General features: G+C 32.8%; 14 protein-coding genes. 7 read left to right on the top strand and 7 right to left on the bottom strand.

Features of this window, described 5'->3' with window-relative positions; translation table 11 throughout:
• Window positions 1-6 precede the first annotated feature (6 nt).
• From OIU83_RS03550 to OIU83_RS03530, 5 genes are all read left to right on the top strand, one after another.
• Complete coding sequence (locus OIU83_RS03550; RefSeq protein ID WP_264204891.1) at window positions 7-573, top strand: NfeD family protein; 567 nt, start codon at window positions 7-9, stop codon at window positions 571-573.
• A 10-nt stretch (window positions 574-583) separates the two neighbouring features.
• Window positions 584-2,101: a flotillin family protein gene (locus OIU83_RS03545; protein ID WP_264204890.1), complete on the top strand. Its 1,518-nt coding sequence runs from the start codon at window positions 584-586 to the stop codon at window positions 2,099-2,101.
• A gap of 234 nt (window positions 2,102-2,335) precedes the next feature.
• Window positions 2,336-2,773 carry a MarR family winged helix-turn-helix transcriptional regulator gene (locus OIU83_RS03540; protein ID WP_264204889.1) on the top strand — a complete coding sequence of 146 codons (438 nt, stop codon included), beginning with the start codon at window positions 2,336-2,338 and terminating at the stop codon, window positions 2,771-2,773.
• 52 nt (window positions 2,774-2,825) lie between these two features.
• Window positions 2,826-5,048, top strand: coding sequence for a S9 family peptidase (locus tag OIU83_RS03535; RefSeq protein WP_264204888.1), 2,223 nt, complete (start codon window positions 2,826-2,828; stop codon window positions 5,046-5,048).
• 205 nt (window positions 5,049-5,253) lie between these two features.
• Entirely contained in the window at window positions 5,254-5,718 is a 465-nt protein-coding gene (locus OIU83_RS03530) for a GNAT family N-acetyltransferase (RefSeq protein WP_264204887.1), read from the top strand.
• Window positions 5,719-5,760: 42 nt separating this feature from the next.
• On the opposite strand, the gene OIU83_RS03525 is transcribed toward OIU83_RS03530, so the two are convergent.
• The 3 genes from OIU83_RS03525 to OIU83_RS03515 form a co-directional block, all read right to left on the bottom strand.
• The gene (locus tag OIU83_RS03525; RefSeq protein WP_264204886.1) at window positions 5,761-6,477 is read right to left on the bottom strand and encodes a hypothetical protein; all 717 of its coding nucleotides are present in this window, start codon (window positions 6,475-6,477) and stop codon (window positions 5,761-5,763) included.
• 66 nt (window positions 6,478-6,543) lie between these two features.
• The gene (locus tag OIU83_RS03520; protein WP_264204885.1) at window positions 6,544-7,248 is read right to left on the bottom strand and encodes a hypothetical protein; all 705 of its coding nucleotides are present in this window, start codon (window positions 7,246-7,248) and stop codon (window positions 6,544-6,546) included.
• Window positions 7,245-8,231 (bottom strand): hypothetical protein, encoded by a 987-nt coding sequence (locus OIU83_RS03515; protein ID WP_264204884.1) that lies wholly within the window; start codon window positions 8,229-8,231, stop codon window positions 7,245-7,247. The genes OIU83_RS03520 and OIU83_RS03515 overlap by 4 nt, the downstream gene beginning before the upstream one ends.
• A gap of 372 nt (window positions 8,232-8,603) precedes the next feature.
• On the opposite strand from OIU83_RS03515, the gene OIU83_RS03510 reads away from it, so the two are divergent.
• Window positions 8,604-9,560, top strand: a complete 957-nt coding sequence (locus tag OIU83_RS03510; protein WP_319005344.1) for a DUF4421 family protein — start codon at window positions 8,604-8,606, stop codon at window positions 9,558-9,560.
• Between the two features lie 218 nt (window positions 9,561-9,778).
• Here the strand turns inward: OIU83_RS03510 and OIU83_RS03505 are convergent, their stop codons facing one another.
• From OIU83_RS03505 to OIU83_RS03495, 4 genes are all read right to left on the bottom strand, one after another.
• Window positions 9,779-11,104, bottom strand: a complete 1,326-nt coding sequence (locus OIU83_RS03505) for a serine hydrolase domain-containing protein (protein WP_264204883.1) — start codon at window positions 11,102-11,104, stop codon at window positions 9,779-9,781.
• A 213-nt stretch (window positions 11,105-11,317) separates the two neighbouring features.
• A complete protein-coding gene (locus OIU83_RS03500) occupies window positions 11,318-11,890 on the bottom strand; it encodes a disulfide bond formation protein B (RefSeq protein WP_264204882.1) in 573 nt (190 codons plus the stop codon).
• A gap of 11 nt (window positions 11,891-11,901) precedes the next feature.
• Window positions 11,902-12,054 (bottom strand): DUF5993 family protein, encoded by a 153-nt coding sequence (locus OIU83_RS23595; protein ID WP_404827641.1) that lies wholly within the window; start codon window positions 12,052-12,054, stop codon window positions 11,902-11,904.
• Between the two features lie 169 nt (window positions 12,055-12,223).
• Window positions 12,224-13,756 carry an MFS transporter gene (locus tag OIU83_RS03495; protein ID WP_264204881.1) on the bottom strand — a complete coding sequence of 511 codons (1,533 nt, stop codon included), beginning with the start codon at window positions 13,754-13,756 and terminating at the stop codon, window positions 12,224-12,226.
• A gap of 86 nt (window positions 13,757-13,842) precedes the next feature.
• Between OIU83_RS03495 and OIU83_RS03490 the strand changes: the two genes are divergently transcribed.
• Window positions 13,843-14,682: an AraC family transcriptional regulator gene (locus OIU83_RS03490; protein WP_264204880.1), complete on the top strand. Its 840-nt coding sequence runs from the start codon at window positions 13,843-13,845 to the stop codon at window positions 14,680-14,682.
• Window positions 14,683-14,707 lie beyond the last annotated feature (25 nt).

Below are 14,707 nucleotides of genomic sequence, written 5' to 3'. Positions count from 1 at the left end.
ACAACTATGGAAATACTAGAGAATTTAGATCCTTTACTTAGAACTTTTTGGTTTGTAGCAATACCAGCAAGCTTAATTTTTGTTGTTCAAACCATAATGACGTTTGTTGGAGCTGACTCAATGGATGGGCTTGAGCCCGATTTTGATGGAGACTTAGGTGGAGCAGATGCACCATTTCAATTATTTTCTTTGAGAAATTTAATTAATTTTCTTTTAGGATTTAGTTGGACAGGAATCTCTTTTTATACAACGATATCCAATAAACTTTTACTTGTAATTTTATCCTTGGCAGTTGGAATTACGTTTGTTTTTTTGTTTTTTATCATTATTAGACAAATACAAAAATTAGCCGAAGACAATTCTTTTAGAATCATAAATACATTAAATAAAACAGCTGAGGTTTATTTGACAATTCCCGAAAATAAACAAGGGAAGGGTAAAATTATGATTAGTGTAAATGGAGCATTTCACGAATTGGCAGCAATGACCGAGAAAGATAAAATTCCATCGGGTGCAATAGTAAAAGTAGTAAGGATAGAAGATAATAACATTTTAATAGTAGAAACAATTTAATTTATTCAATATGACACCAATAATAGTCATTGTAGTTGCGGCAATAGTTTTCTTCGTAACAATTTCATCATTAGTATCAAGATATAAGCGTTGCCCATCCGATAAAATATTGGTTATTTATGGACGTACAGGTGGTACATCTGCAAAATGTGTTCATGGTGGAGGAGCTTTTATCTGGCCGGTAATACAAGATTTTGCATTCTTAGATTTGAAGCCTTTATCAATTGAGGCAAATTTAACAAATGCATTAAGTCGCCAAAATATTAGAGTAGATGTTCCGTGTCGTTTTACAATTGCTATTTCTACCGAAACGGATAGTATGAATACTGCTGCCGAAAGACTTTTGGGCTTATCATCAGAACAAATTCAGGAATTAGCCAAAGATATTTTATTTGGACAGTTGCGTTTGGTAATTGCTACAATGACAATTGAGGAAATCAATTCGGATCGTGATAAATTCCTTGATAATATTTCGAAAAATGTTGATAGTGAACTTAAAAAAATTGGTTTAAAATTAATTAACGTAAACGTTACGGATATTAAAGATGAATCGGGTTACATTGAAGCATTAGGAAAAGAAGCTGCTGCAAAAGCGATTAACGAAGCAAAGATTAGTGTTGCAGAACAAGAGAAAATGGGTGAAATCGGTAAGGCATTGGCCGATAGAGAAAAAGATACTCAAATAGCCGAAACTCATAGAGATAGAGATGTAAAGATTGCTATTACTCAAAAAGACAGAGAAATAAGTATAGCTACAGCCACAAAGGATGAAACCATTGGAAAGGCAGAAGCAGAAAGAGATACAAGGGTTAAAACATCCGAAGCAAATGCAATTGCTATAGAAGGAGAAAATCAGGCGAAGATTGCCATTGCAAACTCTGAAGCACTACGTAGAGAAAAAGAAGCCGAATCTTTACGTATTGCTATAACTGCCGAAAAAGTGCAGCAGGCAAGAGCTTTGGAAGAGTCTTATGTCGCAGAACAAAAAGCCGAATTGGCACGTTCGGAAAGAGAACGTTCTACACAAATTGCCAATATTGTAATTCATGCCGAAATTGATAAACAACGAGCAATCATCGAGGCACAGGCACAGGCAGAAACTATAAGAGAAAATGCAAAAGGAGAAGCCGATGCAATTTTTGCCAAAATGGAAGCTGAAGCAAATGGACTTTTCGAAATATTAACAAAACAGGCTCAAGGTTATAAAGAAGTTGTTGCTGCAGCTGGTGGAGATCCAAGTAAAGCATTCCAGTTACTTTTATTAGAAAAACTACCAGAACTTGTAAGAACACAGGTAGAAGCAGTTAAAAACATTAAAATTGATAAAATTACTGTTTGGGATTCTGGAAACGGAAATGGAGAAAATGGAAATTCATCTACCGCAAATTTTGTTTCGGGAATGATGAAAACAGTCCCGCCACTTAATGACTTGTTTAATATGGCTGGATTAAATTTACCAGCGTATTTAAAAGGAGCAGAAATTGCCGAAGAACCAGTAATTAAAAAAGACGAAAACCAAGGAAAATAAGGATTGAGTATATACTCTCATACTATTAATACTATATTTAATTAAAGAAAAATAGTTAAAAAATTAAACTACCTATTTAAAGATGCTCACATTGAGCATCTTTTTTTTTGCTTAAAATGTTTTAGCTAGGCTAATGATAATCGGGTGTTTTATAGCGGTTTGCCTATTGAGTATTTATTTTATTTGCATATAAGTGATATATCAATTATATTTGTATCAATTAAAATTAAAATTATGGCAAAACCAGAACAGACTATTTTCTACAACATAGAAGAATCGATCAAATCATACCGACAGTTTGCCCAGAAGAATATTAATGATGAAGGTTATGATATTACCATAGATCAAGGGTTAATCCTTAATATCATTCAGGAAAATCCGGGTATATCACAGAAAGAAATTTCGAGAAGAGCTTTTAAGGATCATGCATCTATAACAAGGATTATTGAACTTTTGGTTAAAAGAGATTTTTTAAAAAGAGATTTTAATTCAGAGGACAGGCGAAGATTTGATTTGAGCCTAACAGAATTTGGAAAAGATACATTGACTAAGATTGAGCCGATTGTCGATTTAAACCGAAAAAATGCTATCGAAGGGGTTTCTGTCGAGGAAATGGAATTATTGAAGAATATACTCCAAAAGATAACTGCAAATTGCAGGACTAAAGGCTAGTCTTATTTACTTGAACTTAAAGTGTTTTTTTTAATCTATTAAATCAATATACATGAAATTTCGTTCCAGATTTTTTGCCTTGGTTATAGGCATGATATTGATGTTTTCGACATCAATTACTTATGGTCAAATTAATGACAAAATAACCAATACAGACAGATATGAAAGCTATCTCAAATTTTTCGCACTTGTTCAGGGTAGTACAGTTACTCCACATTGGTATGCAGATGGGAATCGGTTTTGGTTTGCCGGAGGAACTCCCGAGAATACTGTGATTTATCTGGTTGATCCTAAAAAGAATACTAAGAAAGTTTTTTTCGATAAAGAACATCTTCGAAATAGTTTAAGACCATTTCTCGACAATGAGCCTATAAATAAGGGAATTCCTTTTACCGATTTTACTTTCGTTAACGAAAACGAAAACGGTCCGATACAGTTTGTTGTCGAGGGAAAAAAATTTCAGTTAAATTTAAATGATTATAAAATAGTACCTGTTAAAGAAATTAAAGAAGCTATTAAATTATTGCCTTCACAGATACCTTCCCCAGATAAAAAAAGTAATGTTTCTATTAAAGATAATAATCTGTGGCTTGGAGATTCAATAAATCCCAAAAAAGCACAGCTTACTTTTGATGGTGCCGATGATTATCCTTGGGATGTTCAGCCCAATGCATGGTCGCCAGATGGCAAGTTGTTGTTTGTAAAAAGGTCAGACGGGCGTAAGGTACATCATTTGCCAGTGATCAATTATTCAACACCAATTGAAACCGTTGATTATAATGTATATGCCAAAACAGGCGGAGCAATAGAAATACCCGAACTTTTTGTGCTTAATGCAAGCTCAAAGAAACAAGTAAAGATAGATCTAGGAATGGATTCTCAACAATATGTTTTTCCATTAGGATGGAGACCCGATGGCTCCGAAGTACTTTTTATGCGTTTAAGTCGTCTTGGAAATAAATTAGAATTACTTGCTGCCAATGCAAATACAGGAGTAAGCAGGGTGATTCTTGTTGAGGAACAAAAAACGTTTGTTGGTGGATTGGACTTTTTAATTAGCAACTGGAAAAAGCAGTTTACACCGTTAAAAGGTGGTAATAAATTTATATGGATTTCTGAAAGAGACGGATGGAAACATCTTTATCTCTACGGAATGGATGGAAAGCTTTTATGTCGTTTAACTACTGGTGATTTTCCAGTTACTGGTGTGGTTAAGGTTGATGAAAAAGCAAATTGGATTTATTTTACTGCCAATGGTGAAACGAATCTCTATTCTACGAATCTTTACAGAGTTGATTTTAAGGGGGAAAACTTCAAAAAATTAACCGAAGCAAAGGGATTACATAATTATTTACAGTTTTCACCATCTGGCAGCTATTTCATCGATAGATATTCTAGTCCGGAACATCCTTATTCGGTTGAGTTACGTAGTACAGATGGGAAATTTTTACAAGCACTAAGAACAACAGATATTAGTAAATTACAAGCTATTGGATTTAATCCTCCGGAAAGTTTTGTAGTTAAAGCAGATGATGGCGTGACAGATTTGTACGGAATCATGTATAAGCCGTATGATTTTGATCCTACCAAAAAATATCCTGTAATTGAATTTGTTTATGCAGGTCCCTTTATGAGCGTTGTACCCCACGGATTTATGCCATCTACAGGGCTGGCTGTAAATGCTCAGGCATTAGCACAGCTTGGTTATATCACAATCATGATCGATACCCGAGGATCAACCGAAAGGAGTAAGGCGTTTCAAGATGTCGTTTATGAAAATATAGGCAAGTATGAAATAGCCGATCGTGTAGCAGCACTAAAACAACTTGGGGATAAACACCCTTTTATGGATATGAAACGAATAGGGATTTATGGGCACTCGTGGGGAGGTTATTATGCTATTCGTGCTATGTTGATGGCGCCAGATATATATCGTGTAGGCATTGCTTCGGCCCCGGGAGAACTTACAGAGGGTGCAGAGATAAATGAACTCTACATGAAATTGCCAAGCGATAATAAGGCAGGTTATGAATTTGGAACAAATACAAATCATGCAGCAAATCTAAAGGGGAAATTACTTTTTATTCATGGTACAAGCGATATCAATGCACCACTTTCGACAACCATAAGAATGATTGATGCGTTAATTAAAGCAGATAAGCCATACGACCTGTTGTTGCTACCGGGAAGAACACATTATCTAGAAGGCGAAAAGTATGTAACCGATGCAATATGTCGTTATTTTGACGAAAACCTTAAAAATAAGAAAGAATAAAAGGCTTGGTAAGAGAATTAACTCCTTGCGGATTTATATTGTAGTGTGCAAAATATTTAAAATCCAGTCAAGACCGAAAGACAACAATTTATAAAACTTAACATTGTGACTCTGCTGTTTTATTGTAATAAACAATGAGAAGTTTTATATTACAACAAGAACTTAGCCAGACAATAGTGTCTACTTATAAAAAATATTCTCAATTATGAATACAGATCTTACATTTCGACTTGCAACAATAGATGATTTACTGGAAATAATTAGCATGCTTGCAGATGATGTTTATGGAGCCGAGAGGGAAAATGCTACTGCTATAGTTTCTGATAAATATATAAATGCCTTTAAAAAAATTCAGGAAGATCCAAATCAAGAGCTAACTATTGTGGAGCTGAATGGGGCTAAAGTGGCAACATTTCAGTTAACATTTATTCAATATCTAAATTTTGAAGGCGCATTAAGAGCTCAAATTGAAGCTGTAAGAACACACTCTAAATATAGAGGACAAGGAATAGGCACAAGAGTATTTGTGTATGCAATTAATCGTGCAAAAGAAAAAGGTTGTAACTTAATTCAATTAACATCTGATAAAAGAAGATTAGAGGCTATTAAATTCTATGAAAAACTCGGTTTTATACCAAGTCATGAAGGGTTGAAATTGAAATTAAGATGATTATGCTAATTGAAACTTATATAGTTAGCTTTTATGAAATCGTTAGACAATTTTTCGTTTTATGAGCTGTCTAATTGAAGCTAAATGTCCAAATAAAACGATAGGAACAATAAATGTAGGTAACCAACTAAATGGGAAATTTAAGATTGCGATGTTTGGTTGATCAAATGCAAACTTTTGTAATGGAGATGGAGTAGATAATAATGCATTAATAACTATATTCAATAAAAGAGCAAGGCAAATAAAGTTCCATACCAGAATGATTTTCTTATTTATTTTAGCTTTTGTGAATCCAAAATAGGCAATAAACGGTGCTGTAATTCCAGCGATTATATCAAAGTTTCGCCCTTCGAAAGTCATTAATTGTGGAATTGTATTATTCAAAAAAAGACCTAATAAAACAAGCTCAACAGGAATTCTTACAATGTTTAGATAAGTTAAATTTATCAATGGTAAATTGTCAATAAATGTTCTTCCTTTTTGTATCGAAAAAAGAAAAATGATTGTTAGAACAGGAGGTAAAATCCCAAACAATAAAATCTTTGGAGGAATTGAATTTGTGTCCGAATTATACACGCTTTTCAAAGTTAAAATTGCTTGAATTACCAACCAGATTATCAAACCCGAAAAAATTAGATTTGCATTTCTTTGTGTAGTTTCTAAACGAGATTTTTTGACAGCCGAATAAAATAGTAAGAGTGTCGCAGCTGTAGTTAGTCCGAAAATCATTGAAATATATACAGGCAAATTTTCTATCATTGCTTTTAAGATTATGTAAAAACTGTTTGATAAAATAAGTTTAGTTTACAGTTTGGAATGAAAAATCTAGTCTTGTTTAAATGTTTTTAATGTCCCATCATCATTAAATTGTATCGAATATCTTTCTCTACTACCATTTATATTTGTAGGATACCAACGTATTTGATTATCCCATATCAAGATATAAACACTTGTAGTAGGTTTTGCCCCTTCAATTTCTTTTGCTTTTTCATTGTAAATTTTAGTTACTCTGGCAGCATTCACAAAACGGGTTTTATTAAGTGCAACTAAACGATTTTGTATATCGTCCCGAACAGATAATTGGACAGGTTTAGGTTCCGACCATTTACCATCTTTATAATCATATTGATCTGCATATTTTGGAATTTTAGGATGCTGGAGCATAACATTAATCCTTCCATCATCATAAAAATAAAGAGTAGAGTAAACAAAAATTTCTTTCCCGGCATATTGAGGCAATTTCTTCAAAGCATCTTCGGCTTTTTGTAACGCACTTATATCTGTTAAGAAATTTATACTGTTACTTTCTATATGTTGTTGTGTGTGAGTTGTTGTATGATTTTCTATTACAGTATTTATAATTGTCTGAATATCGGGTTGTGTATTTTCGGGTGTTTCATTTTTCGGCTCTTTAGTTTGACTGTTTGCTAAAGTATCATTAGGATTGAGTGTATCATTAATACTTTTGGATATTTGCTCGCAACTTATAAAGAAGCTACTGCAACTTATTAAGATAATTATTTTTTTCATATCATATTATTTAAATCACTCGCAAAGACAATTTGTTTAGGGTCCTCTGGTAGATAAAAAATGTCTATTTGCTCTTGTTTTGTAAGGTCCAATTCAAGTAATCCAACAATTTTTTTCAAACTGCTTTTATGAGTATGATGATGATGATCGGTGTATTCAAGTTCAAAACGAATCATTGGTTGTTCATTAATATAAACTCCGGTTTGACTGGCTCTAATTAATTTTGCAGATGTTTTTATTCCCTTAAATTTTATAAGAATGCTGTTGTCATTTATCCCAGTAAGCTTATTATAGATAAATCTTGCAAGAAACCTGTAGAATAAAAGTATAGTTGGGCATACAATTAAAGGATGACCAAAACTCATAAAACGCCAGCCCATACCGTTACTTTCAGTTTGGTACGAATAGAGATAATAGCCTATTATTGCTGCCAAAAGAATTAACCAGCCTATTATTTTTAAGACTAGACTTACTATGTTAATTCTTGCCGTTGTAGTTGAGATAATGAAATAAGGAGGTTGTTTTGGATCTCTATTGAGTGTTAAATTTATTTTTTTTCCAATTTCAAAACGACGTTCATGAGGTTTGGCATCGGTAATAGTTGTTTTATGTGAGATTTCGGTATCAGATAGATTTTTAAACAACAATTCAAGTTCGTAGGTGTTGAGTTTAGCCCCTGATTTTGAAATTTTTTCGGCACTTATAATTTTGGCCTCACGTAGTACTCCTTTAATTTTTGCTCTTTCCAGAATTTTCTTTGTAATGAAAACCTGCAAAATCCATTTACGGAAATATCCAATAAAAAGTATTAACCAAAGAATTATAGATACCGATACAAGGATTAATGCCAACCAAGGATCTTTTTCTTTAAGAGGTATAATATCATATTCGTCATTAACAGAATAGTATATAAGCATAGGAAAAGGAATCGCAAAAAATAGCATGTAAACTGCCCCGAATGCAATAGCTAGATTTTTCTTCATTCGTTTTAATTATTTGGGGTTACTAATTAAAATGTTTTATAGATAATAATTATAAAAAACAGGAATGCCGGTAAGATATAACGAGATCATTATAAGATTGTTGTGTAATCCGATACTAACCAAATTTACATAAAAAATATAGTAGAAAAGAAATGTAGGATAAAAAATAAATTTGAAGAGTATGCTGTTTTTTTTATAAAGAAGTCTTTTGTCTATTAAGTATAGGCACATATTAAAATCGGATTTCATTTGTATGTTTTTAAAATTTGTATTTAAAGTAAATCCATTATGTATTACTTTTATGGCTTATAAGTGTTTTATTAAATAAGTTTTTTCTGAAATAATAAGAGTGATTAATTTCCGTTTTAAATCATGATGAAATCATATTTTTCCCTTTTTCTACTTTTTTTACTTCCTTATTTTTGCCAGGCGCAAATTGACACGACATATATTAAACCTTTCGAGAATAAGCTTTCGCTAAGAACATATTTTTCAATGAAACTTATTTCGATGGAACAAGAAGTAGATGGGAAGGTTAAAAATTTTATGCCCAATACTCCTATGAGTTTAGGTTTTGGAGTTTCTATAAATAACACAATAATTAATTTGAGTTATGGTTATGGCTTGAATTTTATGAAAGATAAAGACAAGGGAAGAACCAAAGCATTTGATTTCCAAATCCATAATTATGGACGAAAGTTTATAATTGATCTTTTTGTCCAAAAATATCGTGGATTTTATACTGCTGATCAAAATGATAAAAACATAGAATTATATCCAGATTTAAATATTCAGCAATATGGAGCGTTTGGACAATATGTTTTTAATAATAAAAAATTCTCCTATAAAGCTGCTTTTAATCAAAATGAAAGACAATTAAAATCGGCAGGAAGTTTTTTACTTGGAGGAGGAGTTTATTTTACAAAAATCGGTTCGGATAGTTCTTTTGTGCATAAGGATAAGAATTCATTGCGTAATTTCCAGTTTGGTGTAAGCGGAGGTTATGCTTATACTTGGGCAATTAATAAAAGATGGTTTGCCAGTGGCTCAATAACAGTTGGTGCTAATTTGAGTACTGAAAGAATAAATGATTTTGGTAAAAAGAAGATAGAAATATACCCAACTTTTTTCCCGAGAACGGCTATAGGATACAATAAAGAAAGATGGTCTCTTGGGTTGTCCTATGTTAATAATCTTATATTTTCTTCATTTTCAGATAATAACAATAATAATAGCAGTAACATAAGTTTATCTTCTGGAAATTTCCAGATTGCTTATATATGGAGGCTTGATTCTAATCCTTTTTGGGGTAAGAAGAAATCAAATTAATGTATTATAATCATATCCTGTGATTGAAGTACTGATTTGGCTAACGTCACAGATTGACTATCTAGGTATTTATAATTCAATGAAATTGCTTTAATACGATAAGTGATGCAAGTAAACATAAGCACTACTAATAATTAGCGTTAAACTTAGATGAACTTACATCACTTACATGATTATAATCTTAGATTTATTGTAATCTGATATAACTTAATTGGTATTTATTTGGCCTTAATAAGGAATTTTGCCACCGCTTCATATGCAGGCAGTGAGTAAGGATCATTTGCCGAGTTTGCAGCAACAGGATTGGATGCAAAACGCACAATAACCATATCGGCTTTTGGATCTATGTAAATAAGTTGTCCGTGTACCCCGCGAGCACAAAATGCTCCATTATCATTATTGGTTATCCACCACATATCTCGATAGCTCCATCCTTTTAGTAAAGAATAATTTGCTTTGGCAAATGCTTTTTTGTTTCCTCCTTTTTTAATATCATCAATTGCCGATTTTGGAATAATTTGTTCTCCGTTGGCTTTACCATTATCCAAGATTAATTGACCAAAACGCGCCATATCTCTTAAACCTAAATTATATCCGCCACCTGCAAAAGGTGTTCCGATAGCATCTACCGAATAATAACCATCTTGTTCGGTTCCGAGTTTTTTCCATATTTTTTCAGATAAAACTTCAGCAATAGTTTTTCCTGTAACTCTGGCGATAATCCATCCTAAAACATCCGAATTAACTGTTTTATAGCCAAAAGCTTCTCCATGAACTCCTTTTTTCTTTACAGTTGGTAGGTATTCATAATATGTTTTTGGACCATCATAATCTTTAGGTTTCGGTAGCGGATTACCAGCAGCAGAAAATTTCCATATCTCGGCATTAGGATTAGCGTAATCCTCACTAAATTGTAAAGCAGTTGTCATATCCATAACTTGTCTTACTGTTGCGTCTCCAAATGCCGAATTTTGAAGCTCTGGAATATATTCAGAAACAAGTTTGGTAGGATCTATAAGTCCTTCTTCAACTAGCATAATTCCAAGTGTACCTGTAAAAGATTTTGTAACAGACATAGCGGCATGTTGTCCTTCGGGAGTTAATGCTCCAAAATATTTTTCATATACAATTTTCCCATGATGCATAATAACCACACCATCTGCATAAACTTTTTGCAATGATTCTTCCCAAGTAATTGATTTTTTTTCGCCTAGAGGAGTGAATTTAATTTTGTCGATGTCCTCTTTGCTATTTGTTGCTAATGGGGTTGGTGTTTTTAAGCCGTTGGAAACATTTATTGTAGGCATAAATTGTCGCATGTGTGCTACACTCCATCTTAGTGCTGGAAATTGAAAAAAACTGCCATCATCAAAACGAAGAATACGATCTGTTGGTGGGGGAGAACCTATCATCCAGCCCATTTTAACAGGGTCGCTTTGTTCTGCATCTAAAAATTTGGTTTTTTCCTGAGCATTGTTACTAGTGCTCCATAGGAATATCGAGCAGGAGAATAATACACGGGGATAAAAGTAAGCTTGTTTCATGTTTTCTTAATTTGTTATTTAATGGGTAATAGAAAATCAAATTCTGAATGAATGATACTTTTTAGCCAGTCATTTGCTTAAAAATATAAGAATTTACGCTAAGTTAAGAACTTAATTTTGGATGTCTATTTTTTTTGGAAAAAAATTCATTCAAAATAATAAATAAGAGTGAGAATTAAGGAAGTTTTATATTATTAATATGCGCTAAAAAAATCACCACCAATGTCCATTTAATATCTGATATGATATAGGGTCATCTGGACAAAAGCCAAAACCACATTCCATAAAAGTGAAAAACACATTGGTTAATACAAGTATAAGAACTATTCCAAAAGCGATTTCGGTTAAGAAAAGAGGTGTGGGAGATAAATGATTTTTCTTTGTTTTTTTCTTAAATTGTTTTGGAGCTAGTAGTAAAATGCTAATTATAATAATGCTTACAACAAATGCAATTAAAGCCCACGTATAAAGATGCATGCCAAAAATAGGGGTGCCATAGCCATGATCATCTGGGTTTGGGCATATGTGTAGCAAGACTTGGCGATAAGATATAGAAGCGCCTATTATGGCGCTTAATATCGATAATCCGTAATGTGTTGGGTTAAAACCAAATTTTAAATTTAGATATAATCCGAAAATAATACCCAAAAAACACATGCGTTGCAGCAGACATAAAGGGCAAGGAAATTCATTTAATCTAAATTGGAAATAATAAGCACCACATAAAATAGCAGAAATTATAAACATTCCGAGAATATTAATATATGTGATGACTTGCTTACTCATAAATGCTAAATTTAGAATTGAAGGTTAAGCGAAGCTGTTATATGATATTGTAATAGCGCAATGATAAGTATCAAGCTAACTATAAATAGTGTTATTGCTGCTTTTCGACGGTTTCTCCATCCAAACCAGAATGCGAATGTGAGTGATAAAAACGGGAGCGCCATCGTAGGATATGTCTTTTGATTACATAAATATACTGAAAATTGTAAACAGAATATATTTCATCAGGAGAAGTATTTTGTTTAAGGTTTTGATTTTTAGATGTTAACGTATTTTTTGAATGTGTGAGTGTCCTAGTTTTTAATCTTAACTTAACTTCTTGGTAATAATTTTTTAAATCTTACTACTGCTTCTTGGATTAAAAATCACAAAACTCATTAAGGCTAATATCCAAACGCCAAACCCACCATACAATAATATCATGTCAAAACCATGTGCAAGGGCTGCGTGTACAATATATCCAGATGAATCTAACGAAGTTAGTTCGGGGAAATCCTGATGGAGAGATGAAAAGTTTCCTGCAGCTATTTTTTCTGCTAATGAACGTAATGCTATTTTGTCCAGAGATTTAGAAAAAGCATTTGTTATATGAGATAAAATTCCTTCGACCAATATAAACCCCATTAATGCAATATTAATAGATAATGTAATCAATCTGGCACTCATATCTATACCTGATGCCATACCTGCACGATTACTGGAAACAGAACCTGTGGTTGTATTGGTTACAGGAGTATTGGTTAGCCCAAGTCCTATACCAGCCAATAGAGACCCTGGAAGCATTGTTAACCAACTCGCGTTTTCGGCCAGACTCCCATATCGCATAACGATAAAACCTAATCCTAATATGAATAGACCTAATGGAATTACAATTCCAGAGCGATATCGTACCGAAAGATATTCGGCAAATGGAGGTATGATTAAAGTTGGCAAAGTGTAAGCAAGTAAAGAGAGCCCGACTGTTACTACATCGTAGCCCAAACAGCTTTGGAAATAAATAGGCAAATAAATTATAAATGGCCAAAAGCTAAAATTCATGCCTATGGAGCCAAGAATAGCGCCTGAAAAATTACGGATTCGGAATACTGAGAAATCAAACATAGGGTGCGGATTTGTTTTTTCGACCCATAAAAAAATAATAAAACTTAGTATTGCAATGATAATACTACTTAAAGCAATTGGACTTGTAAAACCTAAATCCGGACCTTGGGTAATAAAGTAAGTAAGGCCAAAAATAGCTATAGATAATGTGAGCATTCCCCAAATGTCTAATTTTTTGGCTTGTGTATCTTTGGATTCGTCTACATTGCTATAAACGAGGATTACTGCAATAATGGCTATTGGTACATGTATTAAAAATACCCATTGCCAAGAGAATAATGCGACTATTGAGCCGCCAATAATAGGACCAAAACCTAATCCTACACCAAGAATAATTCCCCAGATACTAAAAGCTTTACTGCGTTCTTTTCCTTCTTGAAATTGATGTGATAAAGTAGCCACTTGACAAATAAGCATTGCTCCGCCACTTATTCCCTGAAAGAAACGACTGATTATCAAGACGGCTATATTTTCTGCCAAACCGCAAATTAAAGATGAAATACCAAATAAAATTAAAGTAATTATGAGAATACGTTTTCGACCATATCGATCGGCTAAAGTTCCGGCAGCCATTAAGACAGTAGTACAACCAATAGTATAGATATTCATGATCCATTGCATATCTCGAAGGTTGGCATTTAAGACTTTTTCGAGAGTTGGGAGTATTACCGGAACACTCGAGATCTCTAGTGAAAACATTAGTGTGGCTAGACAAATGGCGATTAAGGCAATTGTATTTTTGGAGAGTTTAAATTTTTGCATCATTTCTTATATTTTTATATTTAGCAAAAATAAACTGAGTATGATTTATATTTCAGTATAATTTTATGATAAAGAAGTATCTTTGCAAGATGAGAAAAGAAAACATGCATCAATCTGTAGAGGTAATTTATAAGAAGGTTAATGAATGCCCTATTGGAAATTCACAATTCAGCTTTTTTCAGATGGTTTATGTTATCTCCGGAAATGGATTTCTTCATATTAATGGAAATTGTATTTCTTATCAAGCGGGGAATTTAATGTTGCTTACGCCAAATGATTATCATACGTTTGATATTGTGACTACTACAGAATTTTTATTAGTTAAAATTAATAGTGAGTATGTACGAGATTATAAGTCGAAAAGTATTGATCATATCGAATGTATATTGCATTATGCAAGTCATTTATCGGGATGTATTTTAAAGCGCAAAGAGGATGAATTCCTTGTTAAATCTATAGTAGAATCCTTGATGCAAACTATAGAGAGTAAGGATGTTTACGATGAAGATTTAATTATTCATTATGTAAATGCATTGATTGTAATTGCCGCAAGAAATATTGATAAAATAAAACCTGTTGGGATAAAAGAAAATGCCGATAAGAGAATTTTGGATATAATTAATTATATTCAGGCTAATATTTTTTGTCCTCAAAAATTAAAAGCTTCGGCGATAGCAGAGAAATTTGATATATCTGATACTTATCTGGGAACTTATTTTAAGAATCATTGTGGAGAAACAATTCAGTCTTTTATCTCCAATTATAAGATTCGCTTGATAGAACATCGGTTAAGTTTTAGTGATATGAGGATTAATGAGATTGTAGATGAGTTTGGTTTCTCTGACGAAAGTCATCTTAATAAATTTTTTAAAAAACATAGAAACATTAGCTTGACAGGGTATAGAAAGGCTAAGGTTATGTTGGATTAAGTTGTGAAAAAAACAAGTTTTTAGC

Origin of the sequence: Flavobacterium shii (assembly GCF_025847235.1) — a bacterium.
Taxonomy (GTDB): Bacteria; Bacteroidota; Bacteroidia; order Flavobacteriales; family Flavobacteriaceae; genus Flavobacterium; species Flavobacterium shii.
This window is presented reverse-complemented; position numbering and strand designations above follow the sequence as displayed.